The sequence below is a fragment of the Actinosynnema sp. NPDC091369 genome (assembly GCF_044757065.1).
GTDB lineage: Bacteria > Actinomycetota > Actinomycetes > Mycobacteriales > Pseudonocardiaceae > Actinosynnema.
The window spans coordinates 69126-89929 of sequence record NZ_JBIVUG010000014.1 but is presented as its reverse complement, the minus strand read 5'-3'; the positions used below and the strand labels follow the sequence as shown (position 1 = coordinate 89929).

Sequence of the window (20804 nt, the reverse complement as noted above, 5' to 3'; positions counted from 1 at the left end):
CGTGCCGGGGACGCGGGTCAGCCGCGGGTGAGGGCGGCTCGCACCTTGCCCACCACGGCGCCCTCCGCCGTCCCGACGGTCCCGTCCGCCGCGGCGACCTCCTCGCACACCGCCAGCACCGCCGAGGGGAACGCCTCGGCTTCCTCCGGCGCCCTCGCGGCCACGATCCGCACCGACCGCCGCAACGCGTCGAGCACCCCGGCCTCCACGTCGGCCGTGGAGCCCGCGGGCAGCTCGGGCCGAGCCGCCCCCAGCACCTGCCGCAACCCGGGCGGGAACGTCGCCATGGCCCGGATGCCCGCGTGGCTCTCCTCGTCCAGCGCACCCGGCTCCGCAGTGGACACCAGCACCATCGCGCCGAAGACGGCCGTGCGCAGCGTCCGGCCTTCGTCCTCCGTGTACACACTCACCCGATCACCTTAGATCGCGGCCGGTTAGCGTGAGGGCATGACGGCGAACGCCATGACGTTGGACGACGTGATCGCCCACTGCCTCGCCAAGCCCGGCGCGGAGGAGACCTACCCGTTCGGCGACGGCGAGCTGTGCTGCAAGGTCGGCGGCAGGATCTTCGCGTTCATCGGCCTGGACGGCGGCACGGTGGGCGTCAAGTCCGGCGCCACCGCCGAAGAGGCGGGCCACTGGCGCGAGCGGTACCCCGACGACGTCGCCGTGAGCGCCTACATCGGCCGCTACGGCTGGAACCGGGTCCGGTTGGCCGGTGCGGTCCCGGCCGACGAGGTGCGCGAGCTGCTCGACCTGTCCTACGACCTCATCGTGGCCAAGCTGCCCAGGTCGAAGCGACCGGCGCTGTCCTAGTGTCCTGCGCCTGAAATTCGTTGAGTAAGTGTAGATTTGTCCGATGGCTCGGACGGGTCGGCCGGTGGCCGCTGTGGTGTTGACCGACGAGGAACGCGAGACGCTGACGCGGTGGGCGCGGCGGGCGAAGTCGTCGCAGGCGTTGGCGCAGCGGTGCCGGATCGTGCTGGGCTGTGCCGACGGCAAGTCGAACCAGGACGTCGCCGCCGAGTTGGGGATCTGGCCGCAGACGGTGGGCAAGTGGCGACGCCGGTTCCTGGACAAGCGGCTGGAAGGGCTGGTCGACGAGCAGCGTCCCGGTGCCCCGCGCAAGATCACCGACGAGCGGGTCGAGCAGGTCGTGGTGGCCACGCTGGAACGGACACCGGTCGACGCCACCCACTGGTCGCGCGCGTCGATGGCGGCCGAGAGCGGACTGTCCCGCTCCACGGTCGGGCGGATCTGGAAGGCGTTCAACCTCAAGCCGCACCAGGTCGACACGTTCAAGCTGTCCACCGATCCGCAGTTCGTGGACAAGGTCCGCGACGTGGTCGGGCTCTATCTGAACCCGCCGGAGAAGGCGCTGGTGCTGTGCGTGGACGAGAAGTCGCAGATCCAGGCCCTGGACCGGTCCGCGCCGACACTGCCGATGATGCCGGGCCTGCCCGAACGCCGCACCCACGACTACATCCGGCACGGCATCACCACCCTGTTCGCCGCACTCGACATCGCCACCGGCGAGGTCATCGGCTCGATCCACCGCCGCCACCGGGCCGTGGAGTTCAGGAAGTTCCTCGCCAAACTGGACAAGGAAGTGCCCGCGGACCTGGACGTGCACCTGATCTGCGACAACTACGGCACCCACAAACACCCCACCGTCCGCAAGTGGCTGGAAGCGCACCCCCGATTCCACATGCACTTCACCCCCACCTACTCCTCCTGGCTCAACCAGGTCGAGCGGTGGTTCGGCCTGCTCACCGACAAACGACTACGCCGCGCCGCCCACAAGTCACTGCGCGCCCTGGAGAACGACATCCGCGACTGGATCAAGACTTGGAACGAGGACCCCAGGCCCTTCGTCTGGACCAAGGACGCGGACGAGATCCTCGACCGCCTCGCCTCATATCTTGACCGGATTCCTGGCGCAGGACACTAGCGGGACGATCCCGGCGGAACGCCGAACGGCGCACCCGGAGTGGTCCGGGTGCGCCGTTCGGCGAAGCGCGACATCAGCTGGTGATGTCCTTGCGCGCGAACTTCCGCGCCGCCAGCAACGTGAAGAACGCCCCGTACGCCAACGCCGAGAACGTCCCCTTGGCCATCTGCGACCAGTCGACGTCGGACGACAGCAGGTCCGCCCACGCCAGCGCGTAGTGCGTCGGCAGGTAGTCCCGCAGCCCTTCCAGCGCGGTGATCTGGTCGAGGATCTGCGACAGGATCGACGCCAGCACCGCGCCGCCCACCGCGCCCAGCGGCGCGTCGGTGGACACCGACAGGTACAGCGCCAGCCCGGCCACCCAGAACAGGTGGATGGAGATGTAGACGACGGCCAGCGCCACGCCGTACACCCCGGCCCCGAACGACGCCGCCTCACCGGTCGGCGACACCGCCTCGCCGGCCCCGTACCAGACCACGCCGACGACCAGCGCCACCGCGGGCAGCAGCGCCAGGGCGAACACCGACATCAGCCCGGACGCCACGGCCTTGCGCCGCAGCAGCCGGTGCCGGGGGATCGGCGCGGCCAGCAGGTACTTCAACGACGACCACGACGCCTCGCTCGCGATCGTGTCGCCGAAGAACAGCGCCACGATCATCGGCAGCAGGAAGCTGCCGCTGACGAACAGCGTCAGGATCACGAAGTTCACGCCGCTGGCCGTGGCCAGGTCGACGAACCCGCCCGCCCGCCGGTTCGGCGACGTCTGCCCCAGCTCGAACGCCACCACCAGGATGAACGGCAGCAGCACCAGGAAACCCAGCACCAACTGCGTCCGCCTGCGGCGCAACTGCCGCACCAGCTCCACCCGCACCGGCAGCGTCCGCGACGCCCGGTACCCGACCTTCGACCCGTCCGGTGCGACCGACGAGCGCTCGGCCCGCGCCGCGTCGGTCAGGTCCGAGATCGCCGCCGGGTCGGTGTGCACACCGTTCTCGCTCATTCCCCCACCAACTCCAGGAACGCGTCTTCCAACCGGCGGCGCGGACCGGCCTGGTCCACCGCCACGCCTGCGGCCACGAGCGCCTGCAACGCCGAGGCGCGCGGTGTGCCGTTGAGGCTCGCGTGGACCTGTTCGCCGTCCACGTGCACGTCGTGCACGCCCGCCAGGCCCCGCAGCACGGTGGCCGCCTCGTCCGGTCGGTCGACCCGGAAGCTCGCCTCGCCGCCACCGGTCGCGATCTCGTCGACCGGACCGGCCGCGACCAGCGACCCCTTGTGCATCACGACCACGTGCGTGCACGTCTGCTCGACCTCGGCGAGCAGGTGGGACGACACCAGCACGGTGCGCCCGGCCGCCGCGTAGCGGCGCAGCACCTCGCGCATCTGGTGGATCTGGGGCGGGTCGAGTCCGTTGGTCGGCTCGTCCAGCACCAGCAGGTCCGGCAGGCCGAGCATGGCCTGCGCGATCGCCAGCCGCTGCCGCATGCCCTGGCTGTAGGTCCGCACCCGCCGGTTCACGGCGGTGCCCAGGCCCGCGATCTCCAGGGCCTCCTCGACGTGCGCCTGCTCCGGGGGACGGCCGGTGGCCGCCCAGTACAGCCGCAGGTTCTCCGCGCCGGACAGGTGCGGCAGGAAGCCGGAGCCCTCCACGAACGACCCGATCCGCGACAGCACCGGCGCGCCGGGCGTCACCCGGTGGCCGAAGACCCTGATGCCGCCCTCGGTGGGCCGGATCAGGCCCATGAGCATCCGCAGCGTCGTGGTCTTGCCCGCGCCGTTCGGCCCGAGCAGGCCCAGCACCTGGCCGTGCTCCACCCGGAACGACAGGTCCTTCACCGCGACGAACCCGCCCGCGTAGGACTTGCTCAGGTTCTCGATCACCAGCGGCACCGACTCCAGCGACGGCTCGACGTCGGCGGTCAGCCGGCGGCGGAACCAGGCCACCACGCCCGCGATGACGCACGCGATCAGCACGATCGCGATGCCCCACAGCGCGCCGACCGGCACCTCGCTGGTCGCGTTCACGCCCGGCACCACCGGCACCGACAGCGCGGGCGAGGCCAGCGAGATCCGGTACGCGGCGGGCTCCGCGGCGTTGGCGTAGGCCATGTCGGTGGTCGACACGACCAGTTGCAGCCGGTGGTCGGTCTCGACCGGCCGCACCGCGCCGGGCAGCGTCACGGTCACCTCGACCGGCGTGCCGTCGGCGGGCAGGTCGGTCACCCGCACCGGCGCGACCGCCGAGCCGGGCAGCGTCCGCACGCCGCTCGCGTCGGCGTCGTACAGCTTCACGAACAGCACCGCGCCGTCGGCGGGCACCGGCTGGCCGGGCACGGCGGCGACCCGCAGCCGCACCGTGGACGCGCCGGTCAGCAGCGTCTGCGCGGTCTGCGGCTCGCTCTGGAACACCGCGGCCTGGCCGGGCATGTCGATCGACAGGCGCGAGGACAGCGAGCTGGACCGCGACACCACCGACCCGAGGCCGGGCAGGCTGGACACCGCGGCCGGGTTGCCGCCCGCCGGGTTCACCACCACCTGCTCGCGGCCGGTCAGCGGCACGTCGCGGCGCTGCGTCGCGGCCGAGTCGCCCAGGCCCGGGTAGCTCGGCGCGACGACGTTGCGCAGCGAGGGCGCGCCGCTGCTGCGGAACGCGCCGACCACGGTGTACTCGAAGCCGGTGCCGGGGTCGGCGCCCTCGCCCTCCAGGTGGAACGCCATCCAGTCGGCGATCTGCCCGCGCAGCTCGGGGCCGGGCGAGCCGCCGTCGTGGCCGCCCGCGTACCAGACGACCTTGACCTTCGCGCCGTTCGCGGCGATCTGGCGGGCGTTGGCGTCGGCCTGGTCGAGGCCGAACAGGGTGTCCTGCTCGCCCTGGACCAGCAGCGTCGGCTGGGTGATCTTGTTGGTGACCGAGGACGGCGACGCGCGGCGCAGCACCTCCAGGGTCTGCGGCCCGGCCTTGCCGGTGGTCGCGACCTCGGTGTACGCGGCGCACACGTCGGCCTGGAAGCGACCGCAGGCGCCGTTCAGCGGTCCGGCGGGTCGGGCGTCGCCCGACTGCTGCGGCGGCGCGGTGGCGGCGGCGGCCGCGTTGTCCAAGCCCTGGCTGTCGTCGTCCTGACCGGGCTCGCTCGCCTCCTGGCCGGGGTTGGTCGCGTCCGCGCCGGACAGGCCGGCGGAGAAGAATATGCCCGCCCACGACCGCTTGAACACGCCGTCGTCGGCGAACGCGCCCGCGGCCGGGGTGTCGCCCGCCACGCCGTCGGCGCGCGCCGAGTTCGGCAGCAGCGCCTGGGCCAGGTCGTTGTAGGTGATGACGGGGGCGATGGTGTCGACGCGGGGGTCGACACCGGCCAGCGACAGCGCCAGCGCGCCGCCGTAGGAGCCGCCGGTCACGCCCACCTTCGGGTCGCCGCCACCGTCGGTGACCACCTCTTCCCGGGTGGCCAGCCAGTCGAGCAGCTTCTGGGCGTCGCGGACCTCGTGGTCCAGGGAGTTCAGCGCGATCTGGCCGGTGCTGCGGCCGAAGCCGCGCGCCGAGTAGGCCAGCACGACGAACCCCCGCTGGGCCAGCTCGGTGGCCTGGGAGGCGACGCTCGCCTTGCTGCCGCCGAAGCCGTGCGGGAGCAGGATGGCGGGTGCGGGAGTGCGTTCGGGCAGGTACAGGGTGGTGTCGATCTGCACGGTGCGGTCGCTGTCCGGGCTTTCCGGCACGTCGATCACCGCGTCGCGGGTGCTCACCGGGACTGGGTCGTCCCCCTGGCGCGTGAAGACCACGATGGCGCCCACCAGGGCGACCAGCACGACGAGCGCGGGGAGCGACCACCTGCCGCGGAGGCGGTTGAGGGAGGCCACGGAGTTGACCATAGGCGTGATTGGCTGAGAGTGGGCTGTCGGTCGGGGGTCGCGCTCTCAGCGGAACGCGCTGGTTCCGGCGGTCCGGTCGGGTGCCCCTGATCACCTCCGCTGGCGCGGGACCGCAGTCATGCGTGAGACTGTGTGTGCGTGGAGGGGAGTACTCCCTAGCGGCGGTGTCGTCAGCACGGAACCTGGCGTGAGGTTCCCGGTGCCGCCGGTCGGTCTGCTTGACCGGCGGAGGAGACCTCCGGTCATTGGCGTGCGCGCGCGATGCACCGGAGGTTCGTTCAATGTCTGTCCCCGTGTGGCTGTGGTTCGCCACGATCGCCGGCCTGATGGTCCTGCTGGCCATCGACCTCTTCATCGTCGACCGCAAACCGCACGAGGTCACCATCGGTGAAGCCGCCCGGTGGGTCACCTTCTACGTGGGTGTGGCGATCCTGTTCGGCCTCGGCATCTGGTACTTCTCGGGCGGTGTCTACGCGGGCGAGTTCTTCGCCGGGTACATCACCGAGTACTCGCTGAGCGTCGACAACCTGTTCATCTTCTTGATCATCATGACCACCTTCAAGGTGCCCGCGATCCACCAGCACAAGGTGCTGCTGATCGGCATCCTGATGGCGCTGGTCATGCGCGGCATCTTCATCGCCGTCGGCGCGGCGGTCATCGCGCAGTTCAGCTGGGTCTTCTACCTCTTCGGCGCGTTCCTCATCTACACCGGCTACAAGCTGGCGCGCACGGACCACAACGAGGAGGAAGAGGAGTACAAGGAGAACGTCGCGCTGCGGTTCGTCCGCAAGGTGTACCCGGTGACCGACGGCTACCGCGACGGCAAGTCGTTCGTGCGGATCGACGGCAAGCGGTTCGTCACGCCGATGTTCATCGTCATCGTCGCCATCGGCACCACGGACCTGCTGTTCGCGCTCGACTCGATCCCGGCGATCTTCGGCCTGACGAAGGAGCCGTTCCTGGTCTTCACCGCGAACGCGTTCGCGCTGATGGGGCTGCGGCAGCTGTACTTCCTGCTCGGCGGTCTGCTGAACAAGCTGGTGTACCTGTCGATCGGCCTGTCGGTGATCCTCGGCTTCATCGGCGTGAAGCTGATCCTGGAGGCGCTGCACACCAACTCGCTGCCGTTCCTCAACGGCGGTGAGCCGCTGCACGTGCCCACGATCGGCATCGAGGTGTCGCTGTCGGTGATCATCGGCGTGCTGGCCATCACCACGGTCGCCAGCCTGGTCAAGGTGCGCCGGCACCCGGAGGCGGTCAAGCCGGTCCCGGCCCCCAGTGACCATCTGTGAGCGTCAAAATCTCGTGAGCCTTGCTAATGATCGTTGGGGTAACGTGCTGAAGCGTGCGCCCCGATGACTTGCAGTCGTTGACCCAGCCCGGCTCCGTGACGGTGCGTGGGGACCTCGTCCTGGTGAACGTCTCCACCCCGGACGTCGCCGCGAACGCCTACCGGGGCGGACTGCACCGCGTCGCCCTGGACGGCGGCGGGACGACGCGCTGGACGTGGGCGGAACGCGACCTGGCACCCCGGATCTCCCCGGACGGCCGCTGGGTCGCGTTCCTGCGCGTCACCGGGCGGGGCAAGGCGCCGCAGCTGCACGTGATGCCCGCCGACGGCGGTGAGGCCCGCGCGCTGACCGACCTCGAGCTGGGCGCGGGCCTGCCCGCGTGGGCGCCGGACTCGCGGCGGATCGCGTTCACCTCGCGGGTTCCCGAACCCGGCCGCTACGGCGCGCCGCCGGCCGACGGCGGGGAGGCGCCGACGCCGGACGCCGAGGCGCCCCGGCACATCACCCGGCTCGACTACCGGATGGACGACATCGGCTTCACCGCCGACCGGCACGCGCGGGTGTTCACCGTCGACGCGCTGGACCCGGACGCCGAGCCGGTGGAGCTGACCGACGGCACGTTCTCCGCGGCCGACCCCACCTGGACCGCCGACGGCGCGGCGGTGCTGTTCCTGGCCGAGCGCGACCTCGGCGCGGTCGAGGTGTTCCACAACGACGTGTACCGCGTGCCCGCCGCCGGCGGCGAGCCCGAGCTGGTCGTGCGCGCGCCGGGTGCGGCGATGCTGCCGGTCGCGCTGCCCGACGGCGGCGTGCTGTTCTACTCGCCCGAGCACGCGCCCAACACCTCGGCCGTCGCGCGCAACACGAGCCTGTGGCGGTTCGACGGCGAGGGCCTGACCCGGCTCACCGACACCGAGACCGTCGACTGCGAGAAGGCCGCCGGCGCGCCGGTGGTGACCGACGCGGGCGTGCTCGTGGCGGTCCGCAACCGGGGCGCGGTCGAGCTGCGCCGCGTGCCGCTGAACGCCGACAACGCCGTGCTGGCCGACCTGGAGCTGCTCGCGGGCGAGCGGGCCGAGGTGAAGTCGTTCGCCGCGGACGGCGACCGGGTCGTGGCCGTGGTGTCGCGGGCGGACAACACCGGCGAGGTCGAGCTCGTCGGCGGCGGCGCGCTCACCGACTTCGGCTCCGCCGTGCCGCTGCGGCCGTCGGTCGAGCTGACCGGCACGGCGCCGGACGGCTACCCGGTGCACGGCTGGCTCGTGCTGCCCGAGGGCGAGGGGCCGCACCCGGTGCTGCTCGCCGTGCACGGCGGCCCGTTCATGTACCACGGCTGGGGCTTCTTCGACGAGGCGCAGGTGTACGCCGCGGCCGGGTACGCGGTCGTGCTGCCCAACCCGCGCGGGTCCGCGGGCTACGGCCAGGCGCACGGCCAGGCCGTGATCGGCGGCTTCGGCACGGTCGACGTGGACGACATCCTCGCCGTGCTGGACGTCGCGCTGGAGCGGCCCGAGCTCGACGCCGACCGCGTGGGCGTGATGGGCGGCTCCTACGGCGGCTTCATGACCTCCTGGCTGGCCGCGCACCACGGCGAGCGGTTCCGCGCCGCGTGGAGCGAGCGCGCCGTCAACGCGTGGGACTCGTTCGCCGGGTCGTCGGACATCGGCTGGTTCTTCACCGACGCCTACTGCGGGCCCGGCCTGGAGGCGCAGCGCGCGATGAGCCCGCTGACCTACGCCGAGAAGATCTCCATGCCGTTCATGGTGGTGCACTCCGAGCACGACTGGCGCTGCCCGCTGGAGCAGGCGCAGCGGCTGTTCGTCGCGCTGCGCCGCAACGGCGTCGAGGCGGAGATGCTGGTGTTCCCCGGCGAGGGCCACGAGCTGACCCGCTCGGGCAAGCCGCGCCACCGCGCGCAGCGGTTCGAGGCCGTGCTGGACTGGTGGGCGCGCCACTTGGCCTGAAACCGGTCGGAATCCCGGATCTCCCTCCTCCGCGAGCGGCACACTGGTCCCTTGCGGAGGAGGTCGAACGTGATGGTGATCCCATCAGCCTGGCCCACCGGCACCTACCTCGCGACGGTGTCCGCCACCGGCCGCGAGGCGTTGCTGCGGCTGGGCGTGCAGAAGGTGTTCCGGCGCGGTGAGGCGCTGGTGCGCGAGGCGGAGCGCTCCGACCACGTGATCCTGCTGGTCCAGGGGCTGGTCAAGGCCACGGTGACGCTGGAGAACGGGCGGGTCGCGCTGCTCAACGTCAAGGTCGGCGGCGACGTGGTCGGCGAGATGGCGTTCCTGACCGGCAAGCCGCGCTCGGCGACGGTGACCGCGTGCGTCGACACCCGCACGCGGGTGATCAGCGCGGCGCAGTTCACCGACTACCTGACCCGGTTCCCGGCCGCCCACTTCGACCTGGACAAGATGATCCTGCGCACGCTGGAGTGGGGCGAGCAGCGGCGCATGGACTTCAACGGCTACCCGGCGTCGGTGCGGCTGGCCCGCGTGCTGGCCTACCTCACCGACGCCTACGGCCACCAGGGCCCCGACGGCATCGCGTTGAAGCTCAACCTGACCCAGGGTGAGATCGGGTCGCTCGTCGGCGTGGAGGAGGACACCGCCCGCCGGGAGTTCCGCACGCTGCGCGACCGCGGTGTCATCACCATGGGGTACCGGACCACCACGATCGTGGACCGGGACCAGTTGCGGAAGATCGCCGAGCTGTGAAACGGGAAACCCGGTGATCGCCCTACTTCCGAAGGCGGACGGGCGCGATGCTCCTCGTGTGACGCTGGAAATGGTGACGCCCCTCCGCGGCCTGGTGTACCGCCTCGTGGTGGCCGTGGACGTCGAGGGCTACAGCAAGCTCGACGCGCTGGACCAGTCGCTGGTCCAGTCGCGGCTGAGCGACGTGCTGGACGTGGCCGCCCGCAAGGCCGGGCTGGACCGCGACCTGTGGTACCGGCAGGTGCGCGGCGACGGCGAACTGGCCGTGCTGCCCACCGACGCCGACGCCGCGTGGGTGGTCGCCCACTTCACCGAGCAGCTGGTCGAGGCGCTGGCCGACCTGCGCCGCGCGGGCACGCCGCTGCGGATGCGCGTGGCCATGCACTGCGGGCCGCTCACCGCCGGCGCGTTCGGCCTGGTCGGCGACGCGCCGATCGTGACCTGCCGGCTGCTCGACGCCAAGGTGGTCCGCGACGCGCTGGCCACCACCGCCGACGACGACCTGGTGCTGGTGATCTCGCAGCAGCTGCACGACGACGTCGTGCGCACCCGGTTCCACGACCTGGACCCGTCCCGGTTCCGCCCGACCCGCTTCCGGGTGAAGAACCAGGTGTACTCGGGCTACCTGTGCGCGGGCGCGCCCCGGCGGGGTTGGCCCAATGGCTAGCGGACCACGTGGTGGTTGCGGCACGCTCTGCAGGATGCAGTGGACCGTGCGGGCCGGACGGCCCGACGACGCGCCCGAGATCGCCAGGATCAACGTGGACGCGTGGCAGCACTCGTACCGCGGGATAGTGGACGACCCGGTGCTGGACCGGATGCTGCCCGAGAGCAGGCTCCCGGCGTGGGCGCGCGTGCTGCGGCTGCCCGAACCCAGCCGGGTGTTCGTCGCGGTCGACGAGAGCACCGGCCGGATCGGCGCGTACTGCGCGGTCGACGCGGTCCGCGAGTCCAAGGACGCGCACCCCGACCTGCAGACCGGCGAGCTGGTGGCGATCTACGCCGACCCCCGCTACCACGGTCGGGGCGCGGGCCACGAGGTGCACGAGGCCGGGCTGCGCCACCTGCTGGACCAGGGGTTCCGGTACGCGGTCCTGTGGGTCTTCCAGGACAACACCCGCAGTCGCGGGTTCTACGAGTCGCACGGCTGGCGGCACGACGGGCTGGTGCACTGCTACGAGCTGGGTGGCCAGGAGCTGCCCGAGGTCCGCTACGGCCGGTTCCTGCCCGCGCCGCGCCGGCGCCGTCAGCCGAGCAGGGTGTAGTTCAGCTCCTCGCACACGCGCGCCAGCGGCAGGTCGAGGCCGGGGTGCTCCAGCGGCAGCAGCACGTCCGGCGAGGCGGGCAGGCCCGTGCCGCCCGGCGGGTCCCACAGGCACACCGCCGGGGCGCCGGAGTCCATGGACGAGCGGTACCACAGGCCGTCCAGCTCGGGGTAGGCCGCGCGGATCGCCCGCGCCCACTGCTGTGTGAGCGCCTTCGGCCCGGAGCTGATCTCCTGCGACGCGCCCGCGCGGGTCGGCCACAGGCCGGTGAGGTCGAGCAGCCGCAGCGTCCGGCGCGGGCGCAGGATCACCAGGAACGGGCTGCGCGTGCGCCGGTCCACCACCGACGTCGCCTGGAACACCTCGGCCATCGACGTCCGCACGGTCAGGCCGAAGTAGAGCACCCCCTGGTCGTGGGCGTGCGTCGGCGAGCCGTCAGGGCCGGGTGGCTGGGTGTCGAACCGCGCGTGCGGCAGGGGGCCGGTGTAGCGGAAGCTGTTCCACCGCTGCGGGTGCAGCCCCTTCGCGGCGAAGACGCGCACCAGCCGGGTGGCGCGGTGCACCGCCACGACGTCCTCGGTGCGGCGCAGCGTCGCCTGGAGCACAGCGGGAGAGGGCGGCTGGGGTAGCCGTGACATGCGTGTCCAAGGTTCTCGGCGACGGGGGTCGGCGACCGGGTCAGGCGGGCGTGCCCAGCTGCTCGGCCAGCGCGGCCACGCGGCGGGGGTCGCCGCCGGCCAGCAGCCACTCGCGCGGCGTCGTGGGCGCGCCGTCCACCACCAGGTCCTCCTGCTCGGTCGTCATGAACCCGGCGACCACGAGCGCGGGCTGGTCCGGCGGCACGGCCGCGAGCACGGCCTCCAGGCCCGGCAGCACCCCGGGGCCCGCGAACTGCCAGGCGGGCAGCCGCCAGCTGCCCCGGTCCTTCCAGCCGACCAGGCGGCCGACGCCGAGCCGGTGCCGGATGCGGCTGGTGTCGACGCCGAGCTGCCGCGCGGCCTCGGCGACGGTCAGCGCCGAGTCGCGCAGCACGGCGTGCGCCACCACGGTCCGCGCGCGTCCCTGGTCGTCGGTGATGCGGTGCGGGCTCAGGTCGAGGCCCACGTCCTCCAGCGCGTCGCGCTGGTCGGGCGGGAAGTAGCTCGCCGGGTCCGGGTGGGGTGGGGCCAGCTTCTTCGCCGCGTCGGCCACGAGCGACAGGAACTCGTCGGGGGTGACCTGCAAGCCTGCCTTGGCCAACACCGCCTCCAGCGCGGGACTCATGCGCACAGGGTATCCCGTGCGTGCGCTTTTGTGCGCATACGTAACCCGATCGTCGGAGGCGGTCGACAGAGTGCGCACAATCATTGACTGTACGTAAACAAACCAGGTCGAGCACGGTGACCTCGGCCTCATTCGAGGACGAGGTGGGGTGAGGTGGCGGAGCTCCGGTCAGGCGCTGCCGGTGATCAGCGCGACCGCGCGCTCGCGGGTCGCCTCGTCCACCTCGTCGAGGCGGAAACCGCGGGCCACGATGTGCGCGACCAGCTCCGGCTCCGGCGGGAGGCCGTGCTTGCGCAGGTAGTGCGGCACCGCGCCGGCCCAGATCCAGGCGCCGTCGGTGCGGAAGTTCAGCGGCACGTCCTGGTCGCCGGGCACGAACTCGTCCACGTCGAGGTTGCGCGCGGCCAGCACGACCGGCGCGCCCTCCAGGTAGGTCAGCAGCGCGTCGGCCAGCTGCGGGTCGATCATCTGCCGGTTGACCACCGGGCGGCCCGCCTCGTCGCGGCCGTCGTAGACGTGCGCGGTGCGCAGCTCGCCGTCCGGCCGGGCCTCGGGCTCGGGTTCCGGCAGCGGCGGCAGGCCGACCCGCTGCCGCAGCCACGCCGGGATGCGCTCGTCCTGGCGGGGGAACGTGCGCAGCTCGTCCTGGAAGCCGATCACCGGCGGGGCGTTGCGCCAGCGCGGCTCGTCGTCGGCGTTGAAGTCCACCGAGAACGCGGCCGGCGCCTCGATCTCGTACACCGCGCTCAGCCACGTGCCGCGCACCGGCTCGTACATCCCGGCGCGCAACTGCCCGAACAGCTGCACCACGTCCATCGGGGGCCGCACCGGCCGCCACTGCCCGTCCGGGCCCGCGAACGCCAGGTCCACCTCGATGTGGCGACCCGCGGCCCGGTACTCGGCGCGGATGCGCTGCCAGCCGGGCGGCAGGGCGGGGAGCATGGCGCGGCCGATCTGCTTGACGAGCTGGTTCTGCTCCTGCTCGGTCAGCGGTGTGGCTGGCTGGCTCATGCGTCGAACACCCCTTTGGCTCCCCCCGGACACGGTGGGCTGATCTTAACGGCCGGGACACACCGCCGTGGTCCGCTTGGGCGAGACCGCGGGTGCCGCCGGCGCCGCTCACGAGCCTGGGGTGAGCGGCGGCTCGTCAGCCGCCGGACCGGAAGCTGTCCCGGATCGCCTCTTCCATCTCCCGGTACTGGTCGACGGTGTGCTTCACGGCCTTGCCGGCGGCGTCCATGGCCTCCACGGCGCCCTGCAACGCGTCCAGCCCGTACTGCTCGACCGGGTCGAGCATCATCCGGAACGGCTGGCAGATGATGCCGTACGCGTCGGTCGGCATGCTCACCGTCCTCGCCGCGTCGACCGCGCCCTGCAAGCGCGCGCTCAGGTCGTCCAGCTGCTTGCTGTGCGCTTCGAGCGTGTCCGCGACGATCTCGAAACCGGCCATTGCGATCCCCCTAGGTCACTGCTCACGACAGGAAGGACTGTCCGCCGAAGTCGTCGTCCTCGTCCGGGCGGCGGGCCGGCCTGCGGGACGGCGGAGGCGGCGGCGCGGGGCGGGAGGGCGGCGGGGCGGGCGCGTCGTCGTCCTCGATGCCGAACCGGATCTCCCGGCCCACGGGCGGCGGCGCGGGGTCCTCGTGCGGCGGGGTGGGGAAGTTGCGCTTGGCCTCGTTGAACAGCACGTTGGCCGTCTCGTCCTGGGTGCCGATGGTCTCGGCCATGGCCTGCTGGAGCAGTTCCGGGATGCGCGACTGGGCGCGCTGCAACGTCCTCATCACCTCGGCCGACACCTCGGCCATCCGCTTGTCCCGCGCGGACTCGGCGATCTCCAGGTGGGTCAGGATGCCGTTCGAGCCGATGGTGAGCCGCACCGAGCCGTCGCGGGACGCCTCGGAGATGGTCATGCCCTGCACGCGGGCGGCCATCTCCTGGTAGCGCTCGGCCTTCTGCTCGATGCTCTGCTGCCACTGGCTGAGCATCCGCTCGGACCCGCCGATGTCCTCGGGCACGACGGCTTACCCCCTCCCACTCGGTCCGTCCAGGATGACGCAATGGTGAACGGCCCGGTTCCGCCTCCGGGTCAAATGCTCCGAACGGAGCAGCGGGCGCAACCGGGCCGTCGCCGACGCGCTAGTTCACGCCGAGCAGGTCCACCACGAAGATCAGCGTCTCGCCGCCCTTGATCACGCCGCCCGCGCCGCGGTCGCCGTAGCCCAGGTGCGCCGGGATGACCAGCTTGCGCCGGCCGCCGACCTTCATGCCCGCGACGCCGCGGTCCCAGCCGGCGATGACCCGACCGCCGCCCAGCGGGAAGCTGAACGCCTCGCCGCGGTCCCAGGAAGCGTCGAACTGCTCGCCGGTCGAGTGCGCCACGCCGACGTAGTGCACGTGCACGAGCTGACCGGGGACCGCCTCGGGCCCGTCGCCGACGGTGATGTCCTCGATCACCAGGTCGGCGGGCGGCGCGCCCTCGTACGGCTCGACCTCGGGCTTGCTCGGGGCCATGTGACTCTCCTGTGGTCGTTCCACCCCCGGCCGGGGGTGTTGGGCATTCGGTCCGCGCCTACTCAATCACGTCGCCCGGAGCGGAGCCGCCCGGCCCGCGCAGGCCCCCGCGCAACCGTTTGCCCGGTCCGCCCCGTCCTGGGGGCATGAGGCGATGGTCCTGGGGTACGCGGGCGGCGCTGTTCGGCGGCGCGGCACTGGTGGTGGGGGTGAGCGCGGCCTCGGCCGTGCCCTCCGAGGTGGAGGACTGGCGGGTGGTGCCGCCCATCGAGGCGGTGCCGGTGGACCTGGTGGCGTTCGACACGTGCGACGGCGCGCTGGCCGAGCTGAGGGCGGCGATCGCGCCGCACGTCGGCGCGTACGGGTTGGGCGGCCCCACGTTCCGGACCAAGATCGACGGTGGCGTCGCCGTCGAGAGCCAGGCCGACGCGCGCGTCGGGAGCGCGCAGCGGGCACCGGGTGACACGGCGGCCGTGCCCGAGCACTCCAAGACGAACGCGCACGAGTCGGGCGTGGACGAGCCCGACCTGGTCAAGACCGACGGCAAGCGGGTCGTCACGGTGGCCGACGGCAAGCTGCGCGTGCTGGACGTGGCGACCCGTCAGCTCACCGGCACGCTGGACGTGCCCGCGGGCCACGCCTCCCAACTGCTGCTGCACGGGGACCGCGCGCTCGTCGTCGGCGCGGGCACGGGCATGGCGGGACGGGGGATCGTGGTCGACGGCCCGGCCGAGGTGTACGCCGAGGACTCGTCGGTGACGCTGGTCGACCTGTCCGGCGCGCCCCGCGTCCTGGGCACCCTCACCGTGCAGGGCCGCTACGTCGACGCGCGGCAGGTCGACGGCGTGGTGCGCGTGGTCGTGCACTCGGGGCCGCGGCTGGCGTGGGTGTACCCGATGGACGGTCGCAGCGAGGCGGAGGCGCTGATCGCGAACCGGGAGCTCGTCGCGACCGCTCCGATCGAGGCGTGGCTGCCGCGCTACGAGCTGACCGACGCCGACGGCGCCACCTCCGAGGGCAGGCTGGTGGCGTGCGACCGGGTCAGCCACCCGGAGCACCACTCGGCCACGTCGATGCTGTCCGTGCTGACGTTCGACTTCCCCGGCGACCTGGGCACCGGCGACGCGGTGACGATCATGGCGGACGGTGACACCGTCTACGGCACGGGCACGTCGCTGTACGTGGCCGACGACCACCACCTGCGGCCGATGACGCGGTTCGCGCCGGACGCGCCCGCCTCCACCGCCGTCCACCAGTTCGACCTCTCCCAGCCGGGGCCGCCGAAGCACGTGGCGTCCGGCTCGGTGGCGGGCACGCTGCTCAACCAGTACTCGCTGTCCGAGCACCAGGGCCACCTGCGGGTCGCGACCACCTCGGCGGACGCGCCGGGCATCCCCGAGCAGGCGCCCGCGACGCAGAGCTCGGTCACCGTGCTCAAGCGGGACGGGGCCAAGCTCGTGGAGGTCGGCCGGCTCGACGGGCTGGGAGTGGGCGAGCGGATCTACAGCGTCCGGTTCGTCGGACCGGTCGGCTACGTGGTGACGTTCCGGCAGGTGGACCCGCTGTACACGCTGGACCTGTCCGACCCGGCGAAGCCGCGCAAGGTCGGCGAGCTGAAGATCACCGGCTACTCGGCCTACCTGCACCCCGCCGGCGACGGGAAGCTGATCGGCGTCGGGCAGGAAGCCACCGGGCAGGGCCGGGTCACCGGCACGCAGGTGTCGCTGTTCGACGTGTCGAACCCGGCCGCGCCGACCAAGGTCGCCGGGCACTACGTGCCCGGCGCGAGCTCGGAGGTCGAGTTCGACCCGCACGCGTTCCTGTACTGGCCGGCCCGCGACCTGGTGGTGCTGCCGGTGACCGGGTCGGGCATCGCGACCCGGCACGTGCCGGCGGCCGGCGGCCTGCTGGTGCTGCGGCTGGGCGACGGCGCGTTCTCCCCGCTGGGGACGGTCCAGCACGACGGGTCGGCCTACGACCCGGGCATCCGGCGGGCGCTGGTGATCGGCGACGACCTGTGGACGGTGTCCGCGGTGGGCGTTCGGGTCGACCGGATCGACGGGCTGGCGCGTCAGGCGTGGGTGCCGTTCACCTGATGCCGGTCCTCAGGTGATCTGGTCGTGGAGCAGGCGGTGCGCGAGGATCGTGCCGCCTGCCATCGCCGCCGGCAGCACGACCAGCGCCGCCAGCGGGATCAGGCACAGCAGGTAGACCGGCACGGCGAAGCCGAGCGTGACCGCGCGCCGCTTGCGCAGCGTGCGGCGGCGCACGTCGAGCTTGAGGCCGCGCCGGGTGAACGGGATGGCGGTCAGCTCGATCGACAGCAGCGTCGCGTTGACCAGCACGGCGACGACCGGCACCACCGTCTGGCCGACGACCGGGATGAACCCGGCGGCGAACAGCGGGATGGCGCACAGGATCGCGATCCCGACCAGCAGCACGGCGTCCCGCACGCCGACCGCCGCCGACTTCAGCCACGTCACCTGCTCGGCCTCGGGCACGCCGCCGAGGTGCGTGTCCTCGACGGTCTCCGCGATGTGCTCGTAGAACGGGCCGCCGATGATCAGCGTGATCGCGGTGAACAGCAGCAGTCCGATCGCGACGAACGCGCCGATGATCGAGAACCCGGCGGCGAACCGGATCGCCGTGCGCGGCCCTTCGTTCCAGTCGTCGGCGAACGGCGTGACCCAGGAGGCGATCTCGTCGATCCACACCGCGAGCCCGACCACCCCGCCGATCAGCAGCACGGTCGTGAGCAACGCCGGGACCGCGCCGATGAGCAGCAGTTTCGGCGACCGGAACACCAGGGCGAAGCCCTGGCCGAGCAGCTTGACACCGGTGGAGAAGTCCCGCAGCACCCTGATCACCGCCGGAGCATATCGGCGGAGAGCGCGGCGGAGTCCCGAATCGACGGTCGCGCGGCTCTGGGAGCGGTGCCAGACTGCTGGTCTCTGGGGAGAGGACGTCCGCCATGGCACTGGACCACCACCACACCGAACCCGTCCTGCTCGTGCGCAAGCGCGCCGACCTCGTGGGCGAGTGGGAGCGCAGCTGCCACCTGGCGCCGTTGCCCGAGGACGGCACGCGCTCGACGCTGCTCACGCTGTGCGGCGAGCAGATCGAGGTGGGCGCGGCGGAGCTGCTGCCCGAACCGGAGGGCATGCCGTGCGTGGCGTGCCTGCTGTCGGCGACGCCCCGGAGCTGACCCGTCAGCCGACGTGGCGGGCGAGGTCGCGGAGGTCCTCGCGGATGGTCGCGCGCACGAACCGCGCCAGCAGCGGGCCGAGGAGCGGGTAGTGCCCGCCCGCGTCGCCGCGGATGCGGATGGACGCCATCGTCGTGCCGGCGGGCGTGGCGTCGAACCGGTAGGTGACGTGCATCGGGAACGGCCCCGCGACCGACTTCATCTCCAGCAGGGCGGGCGGCTCGTGCGCCACGACCCGCAGCACGTAGTCGATGCGCTTGCCGAGGAAGCGCGCGGTGCGGGTGACCTCCGCGCCGACGCCGAACCCGCCGCCGGGCGCGGGCGCGCTCAGCTCGGCCCGCTTGATGCCCCGGGTCCACTCGTGGTCGTGCCGCCAGTCCATGGCGTAGCGCGCCACCACCTCCGGCGGCCGGGTGATCAATCGGCGCGCGGACACGTCCACGCGCCGATTGTCCATCCGGGACCGCCCCCGCACCGGGCGAGGGCGGTCCCGTTCAGAGGTGTCCGTTCAACGGGGTCCGTTCAACGGGGTCGGCTCAGCGGCGGCGGCGGAAGCTGAACGCCCGCGCGCCGACGCCGACGCCGGCCAGGTGCAGCGCCACGCAGAGCAGTCCGGCCATGAGCAGCGTCCCGCCGTCCAGCACGGTGCCGAGCGAGGCGTTCGCCAGGTCGAGCAGGAGGGCGAGGCCGAAGATGACCGCGGCGATGATCGCGAACACGGGAACCTCCAGGGTGGGGTGGGTGACCACCAGTTACCCCGCCGCGACGGCCGCCAAGCCGGCGTTCGGCCCAACTTCGAGCCCCAGGTAGGTCACCGGTCCCGCGCCGGCCACGGCGATCTCGTGGAAGCCCAGCCGGTCGTAGAACGCGCGGGCCGGCGTGTTCGCGGTGAGCATCCCCAGGTGCACGGCGGGCACGCCCCGGAAGGCCAGCGCGCCGAGGAACGCCGTCATCAACGCCCGCCCGTACCCGGACCGCTGGTACTCGGGCAGCAGGTCGACGTGCAGGTGCGCGGGGTAGCCGACGAGTTCGGGCAGGACCATCCGGCGCGGGTGGTGCAGCAGCCACACCACTTCCTCGGTCGGCGTGGTCGGCTCGTCGACCGGCGGGTACCGGTCGACCACCTCCGGCAGCCACTCCGACTCCCACCGCGACACGAACGCCGGCGTGTCCGCCGTGCCGATGACGTAGCCGACCGGGCGTTCGCCGTTGTCGGCCACGAACGCCAGCGACGGCTCCAGGTCGGTGTACGGCCAGGCGAAGGTGGTCGGCACCACCTCCGGGGCCGGGTGCAGGTGCCGGGAGTCGCCGCCCGCGTCGGCGGTGCGCGCGCAGACGTCCCCGACCGCGTCCCGGTCGCTGTCCCGGTAGGGCCTGATCAGCACGGTCACGAACCCCCGGTCAGCCTCGGCACGCCGGTGCCGGACTCGGCCCAGGCGAGCAGGCCCGCCACGTCCACCCCGTGCGGCGGGTCGTCGAGGTAGGGGGAGATGTTGCGGGCGCCCCGGCTCAGCAGCGCCTCGGCGCCCGCCTGGTTGCCGCGGGCGGAGTGGGTGAGGCCGACGGCCAGTTGCGCCAGGCCGCGCCACAGCTCCCGCTCGGGCTCCGGCGCGGCCTTCCACGCGTCTTCCAGCACTTCGTGGGCGTGGAACGGCCGGCCGAGGTCCAGCAGGCGCTGGGCCTCGGTCAGCGCCTCCCCGGGTGTGCGGGGCACGCCTTCGGGCTGGCGTTCGACCCCCTGCAGCCCGTAGGGGAGGGGGCGGCCGAGCCCGTCACGCGGTCGCGCGTTGCGGGCCCGACCCTGCTCGTCGCGATCGCGGGGGCTGGTCGACACCTCTTGATCGTGTCACGATCCCCGCCACCGCGAAACGGCGCGGCCGGTGCGCCCGGGTCAGCGCTTGATCGGCGCGGAGAAGCGCAGGTGGTTGCCCGAGGGGTCGCGGAACGCGCAGTCGCGCACCCCGTAAGCCTGGTCCATCGGCTCCTGCATGACCTCCGCGCCCGCCGCGCGGATCCGCTCGAACTCGGCGTCGCAGTCGTCCACCCGGAAGATGACCGCGCCCAGCGAGCCCTTGGCCATCAGCTCCTTCATCGCGGTCGCGTCGTCGGCCGGCCTGCCCATGCCCGGGTCCTCCAGCACGATCTCCACGTCGGGCTGGTCGGCGGGGCCCACGGACAGCCACCGGTACTGCTCGACCGGCGCGTCGGTGCGCACGTCGAGGCCGAGCACGTCGCGGTAGAAGACCAGTGCTTCCTGCTGGTCGCGGACCTGGAGGAACGTGTGCGAAATCTTCATGGCGGCGAACGTAGCCGCGCCGGTCAGGCCCGTGCTTCTCGAGATCTGCTCGGCCGGGTGACCATCTTGGACCAGCAGGCGGGCACGGCGACGACGGCGTCGTGGCGGCGTGCCCGGTAGGCGCTGGGCGTCTCGCCGACCAGCTCGGTGAACCGGGAGCTGAACGAGCCCAGCGAGGTGCAGCCGACCTCCACGCACACCTCGGTGACGGTGAGGTCGCCCCGGCGCAGCAGCGCCTTCGCCCGTTCCACCCGCCGGGTCATCAGGTAGTTGTACGGCGTCTCGCCGTAGGCCAGCTTGAACTGCCGGGCGAAGTGGGACGGCGACATGAGCGCGGCGCGCGCCAGGGCGGGCACGTCCAGGGGCCGGGCGTACTCGCGGTCCATCAGGTCCCGTGCCCGGCGCAGGTGGGCCAGTTCTTCCGGTCGCACGGG

Annotated in this window: 25 protein-coding genes; 9 read left to right on the top strand and 16 right to left on the bottom strand. The window is 72.5% G+C overall.

Going from position 1 to position 20804, the window contains the following annotated elements:
- Window positions 1-17: 17 nt before the first annotated feature.
- Window positions 18-410, bottom strand: coding sequence for a hypothetical protein (locus ACIQMJ_RS34860; RefSeq protein WP_499765256.1), 393 nt, complete (start codon window positions 408-410; stop codon window positions 18-20).
- A gap of 37 nt (window positions 411-447) precedes the next feature.
- Here ACIQMJ_RS34860 and ACIQMJ_RS34855 point away from each other — a divergent pair, with 37 nt between their 5' ends.
- Together ACIQMJ_RS34855 and ACIQMJ_RS34850 are read left to right on the top strand one after the other, a co-directional pair.
- A complete protein-coding gene (locus ACIQMJ_RS34855; RefSeq protein ID WP_499765255.1) occupies window positions 448-816 on the top strand; it encodes an MmcQ/YjbR family DNA-binding protein in 369 nt (122 codons plus the stop codon).
- A gap of 43 nt (window positions 817-859) precedes the next feature.
- Window positions 860-1951 (top strand): IS630 family transposase, encoded by a 1092-nt coding sequence (locus ACIQMJ_RS34850; RefSeq protein WP_499765254.1) that lies wholly within the window; start codon window positions 860-862, stop codon window positions 1949-1951.
- Between the two features lie 73 nt (window positions 1952-2024).
- Here the strand turns inward: ACIQMJ_RS34850 and ACIQMJ_RS34845 are convergent, their stop codons facing one another.
- Both ACIQMJ_RS34845 and ACIQMJ_RS34840 read right to left on the bottom strand, forming a co-directional pair.
- Window positions 2025-2951 carry an ABC transporter permease gene (locus ACIQMJ_RS34845; RefSeq protein WP_499765253.1) on the bottom strand — a complete coding sequence of 309 codons (927 nt, stop codon included), beginning with the start codon at window positions 2949-2951 and terminating at the stop codon, window positions 2025-2027.
- Window positions 2948-5818: an alpha/beta fold hydrolase gene (locus ACIQMJ_RS34840; protein ID WP_499765252.1), complete on the bottom strand. Its 2871-nt coding sequence runs from the start codon at window positions 5816-5818 to the stop codon at window positions 2948-2950. The genes ACIQMJ_RS34845 and ACIQMJ_RS34840 overlap by 4 nt, the downstream gene beginning before the upstream one ends.
- A gap of 281 nt (window positions 5819-6099) precedes the next feature.
- Here ACIQMJ_RS34840 and ACIQMJ_RS34835 point away from each other — a divergent pair, with 281 nt between their 5' ends.
- The 5 genes from ACIQMJ_RS34835 to ACIQMJ_RS34815 all read left to right on the top strand — a co-directional run bounded on the left by ACIQMJ_RS34835 (window position 6100) and on the right by ACIQMJ_RS34815 (window position 11095).
- Complete coding sequence (locus ACIQMJ_RS34835) at window positions 6100-7110, top strand: TerC family protein (RefSeq protein WP_499765251.1); 1011 nt, start codon at window positions 6100-6102, stop codon at window positions 7108-7110.
- Window positions 7111-7163: 53 nt separating this feature from the next.
- Entirely contained in the window at window positions 7164-9074 is a 1911-nt protein-coding gene (locus tag ACIQMJ_RS34830) for a S9 family peptidase (RefSeq protein ID WP_499765250.1), read from the top strand.
- Window positions 9075-9146: 72 nt separating this feature from the next.
- Complete coding sequence (locus ACIQMJ_RS34825; RefSeq protein ID WP_499765249.1) at window positions 9147-9830, top strand: Crp/Fnr family transcriptional regulator; 684 nt, start codon at window positions 9147-9149, stop codon at window positions 9828-9830.
- 70 nt (window positions 9831-9900) lie between these two features.
- On the top strand, window positions 9901-10497 hold the full coding sequence (locus ACIQMJ_RS34820; protein ID WP_499765335.1) for a nucleotidyl cyclase domain-containing protein: 597 nt from the start codon (window positions 9901-9903) through the stop codon (window positions 10495-10497).
- 34 nt (window positions 10498-10531) lie between these two features.
- Window positions 10532-11095, top strand: coding sequence for a GNAT family N-acetyltransferase (locus ACIQMJ_RS34815; protein WP_499765248.1), 564 nt, complete (start codon window positions 10532-10534; stop codon window positions 11093-11095).
- On the opposite strand, the gene ACIQMJ_RS34810 is transcribed toward ACIQMJ_RS34815, so the two are convergent.
- The 6 genes from ACIQMJ_RS34810 to ACIQMJ_RS34785 all read right to left on the bottom strand — a co-directional run bounded on the left by ACIQMJ_RS34810 (window position 11077) and on the right by ACIQMJ_RS34785 (window position 14869).
- Window positions 11077-11733 (bottom strand): RES family NAD+ phosphorylase, encoded by a 657-nt coding sequence (locus ACIQMJ_RS34810; RefSeq protein ID WP_499765247.1) that lies wholly within the window; start codon window positions 11731-11733, stop codon window positions 11077-11079. The two genes, ACIQMJ_RS34815 and ACIQMJ_RS34810, sit on opposite strands and share 19 nt — an antisense overlap.
- 40 nt (window positions 11734-11773) lie before the next feature.
- Window positions 11774-12358, bottom strand: coding sequence for a DNA-binding protein (locus ACIQMJ_RS34805; RefSeq protein WP_499765246.1), 585 nt, complete (start codon window positions 12356-12358; stop codon window positions 11774-11776).
- A gap of 168 nt (window positions 12359-12526) precedes the next feature.
- Window positions 12527-13369: a hypothetical protein gene (locus ACIQMJ_RS34800; protein ID WP_499765245.1), complete on the bottom strand. Its 843-nt coding sequence runs from the start codon at window positions 13367-13369 to the stop codon at window positions 12527-12529.
- Window positions 13370-13505: 136 nt separating this feature from the next.
- A complete protein-coding gene (locus ACIQMJ_RS34795; RefSeq protein ID WP_499765334.1) occupies window positions 13506-13814 on the bottom strand; it encodes a type VII secretion target in 309 nt (102 codons plus the stop codon).
- A gap of 16 nt (window positions 13815-13830) precedes the next feature.
- Window positions 13831-14373: a YbaB/EbfC family nucleoid-associated protein gene (locus ACIQMJ_RS34790; RefSeq protein ID WP_499765244.1), complete on the bottom strand. Its 543-nt coding sequence runs from the start codon at window positions 14371-14373 to the stop codon at window positions 13831-13833.
- A 121-nt stretch (window positions 14374-14494) separates the two neighbouring features.
- Window positions 14495-14869, bottom strand: a complete 375-nt coding sequence (locus ACIQMJ_RS34785; protein WP_499765243.1) for an FKBP-type peptidyl-prolyl cis-trans isomerase — start codon at window positions 14867-14869, stop codon at window positions 14495-14497.
- 146 nt (window positions 14870-15015) lie between these two features.
- On the opposite strand from ACIQMJ_RS34785, the gene ACIQMJ_RS34780 reads away from it, so the two are divergent.
- Window positions 15016-16965: a beta-propeller domain-containing protein gene (locus ACIQMJ_RS34780; protein WP_499765242.1), complete on the top strand. Its 1950-nt coding sequence runs from the start codon at window positions 15016-15018 to the stop codon at window positions 16963-16965.
- Window positions 16966-16974: 9 nt separating this feature from the next.
- On the opposite strand, the gene ACIQMJ_RS34775 is transcribed toward ACIQMJ_RS34780, so the two are convergent.
- Window positions 16975-17727 (bottom strand): EI24 domain-containing protein, encoded by a 753-nt coding sequence (locus ACIQMJ_RS34775; protein WP_499765333.1) that lies wholly within the window; start codon window positions 17725-17727, stop codon window positions 16975-16977.
- A 113-nt stretch (window positions 17728-17840) separates the two neighbouring features.
- Between ACIQMJ_RS34775 and ACIQMJ_RS34770 the strand changes: the two genes are divergently transcribed.
- Window positions 17841-18074, top strand: coding sequence for a hypothetical protein (locus ACIQMJ_RS34770; protein WP_499765241.1), 234 nt, complete (start codon window positions 17841-17843; stop codon window positions 18072-18074).
- Window positions 18075-18078: 4 nt separating this feature from the next.
- Here ACIQMJ_RS34770 and ACIQMJ_RS34765 read toward each other — a convergent pair whose 3' ends face one another.
- From ACIQMJ_RS34765 to ACIQMJ_RS34740, 6 genes are all read right to left on the bottom strand, one after another.
- A complete protein-coding gene (locus tag ACIQMJ_RS34765; RefSeq protein WP_499765240.1) occupies window positions 18079-18516 on the bottom strand; it encodes an SRPBCC family protein in 438 nt (145 codons plus the stop codon).
- A 94-nt stretch (window positions 18517-18610) separates the two neighbouring features.
- Window positions 18611-18793: a hypothetical protein gene (locus ACIQMJ_RS34760; RefSeq protein ID WP_499765239.1), complete on the bottom strand. Its 183-nt coding sequence runs from the start codon at window positions 18791-18793 to the stop codon at window positions 18611-18613.
- A 33-nt stretch (window positions 18794-18826) separates the two neighbouring features.
- Window positions 18827-19459, bottom strand: a complete 633-nt coding sequence (locus tag ACIQMJ_RS34755) for a GNAT family N-acetyltransferase (protein WP_499765238.1) — start codon at window positions 19457-19459, stop codon at window positions 18827-18829.
- A gap of 2 nt (window positions 19460-19461) precedes the next feature.
- Window positions 19462-19908, bottom strand: coding sequence for a DUF309 domain-containing protein (locus tag ACIQMJ_RS34750; RefSeq protein ID WP_499765237.1), 447 nt, complete (start codon window positions 19906-19908; stop codon window positions 19462-19464).
- Between the two features lie 57 nt (window positions 19909-19965).
- Complete coding sequence (locus ACIQMJ_RS34745; protein ID WP_499765236.1) at window positions 19966-20370, bottom strand: VOC family protein; 405 nt, start codon at window positions 20368-20370, stop codon at window positions 19966-19968.
- Between the two features lie 23 nt (window positions 20371-20393).
- Window positions 20394-20801: a helix-turn-helix transcriptional regulator gene (locus ACIQMJ_RS34740; RefSeq protein ID WP_499765235.1), complete on the bottom strand. Its 408-nt coding sequence runs from the start codon at window positions 20799-20801 to the stop codon at window positions 20394-20396.
- Window positions 20802-20804: the final 3 nt, after the last annotated feature.

What these genes read in the sequence shown, in the direction of transcription:
- ACIQMJ_RS34835 (WP_499765251.1), top strand. Translation starts at nt 6,100, where the DNA reads ATGTCTGTCCCCGTGTGGCTGTGGTTCGCCACGATCGCCGGCCTGATG.
- ACIQMJ_RS34825 (WP_499765249.1), top strand. Translation starts at nt 9,147, where the DNA reads ATGGTGATCCCATCAGCCTGGCCCACCGGCACCTACCTCGCGACGGTG.
- ACIQMJ_RS34800 (WP_499765245.1), bottom strand. Translation starts at nt 13,369, where the DNA reads ATGAGCCAGCCAGCCACACCGCTGACCGAGCAGGAGCAGAACCAGCTC.
- ACIQMJ_RS34845 (WP_499765253.1), bottom strand. Translation starts at nt 2,951, where the DNA reads ATGAGCGAGAACGGTGTGCACACCGACCCGGCGGCGATCTCGGACCTG.
- ACIQMJ_RS34815 (WP_499765248.1), top strand. Translation starts at nt 10,532, where the DNA reads ATGCAGTGGACCGTGCGGGCCGGACGGCCCGACGACGCGCCCGAGATC.
- ACIQMJ_RS34855 (WP_499765255.1), top strand. Translation starts at nt 448, where the DNA reads ATGACGGCGAACGCCATGACGTTGGACGACGTGATCGCCCACTGCCTC.
- ACIQMJ_RS34780 (WP_499765242.1), top strand. Translation starts at nt 15,016, where the DNA reads ATGAGGCGATGGTCCTGGGGTACGCGGGCGGCGCTGTTCGGCGGCGCG.
- ACIQMJ_RS34850 (WP_499765254.1), top strand. Translation starts at nt 860, where the DNA reads ATGGCTCGGACGGGTCGGCCGGTGGCCGCTGTGGTGTTGACCGACGAG.
- ACIQMJ_RS34810 (WP_499765247.1), bottom strand. Translation starts at nt 11,733, where the DNA reads ATGTCACGGCTACCCCAGCCGCCCTCTCCCGCTGTGCTCCAGGCGACG.
- ACIQMJ_RS34770 (WP_499765241.1), top strand. Translation starts at nt 17,841, where the DNA reads ATGGCACTGGACCACCACCACACCGAACCCGTCCTGCTCGTGCGCAAG.
- ACIQMJ_RS34840 (WP_499765252.1), bottom strand. Translation starts at nt 5,818, where the DNA reads ATGGTCAACTCCGTGGCCTCCCTCAACCGCCTCCGCGGCAGGTGGTCG.
- ACIQMJ_RS34785 (WP_499765243.1), bottom strand. Translation starts at nt 14,869, where the DNA reads ATGGCCCCGAGCAAGCCCGAGGTCGAGCCGTACGAGGGCGCGCCGCCC.
- ACIQMJ_RS34805 (WP_499765246.1), bottom strand. Translation starts at nt 12,358, where the DNA reads ATGAGTCCCGCGCTGGAGGCGGTGTTGGCCAAGGCAGGCTTGCAGGTC.
- ACIQMJ_RS34820 (WP_499765335.1), top strand. Translation starts at nt 9,901, where the DNA reads ATGGTGACGCCCCTCCGCGGCCTGGTGTACCGCCTCGTGGTGGCCGTG.
- ACIQMJ_RS34745 (WP_499765236.1), bottom strand. Translation starts at nt 20,370, where the DNA reads ATGAAGATTTCGCACACGTTCCTCCAGGTCCGCGACCAGCAGGAAGCA.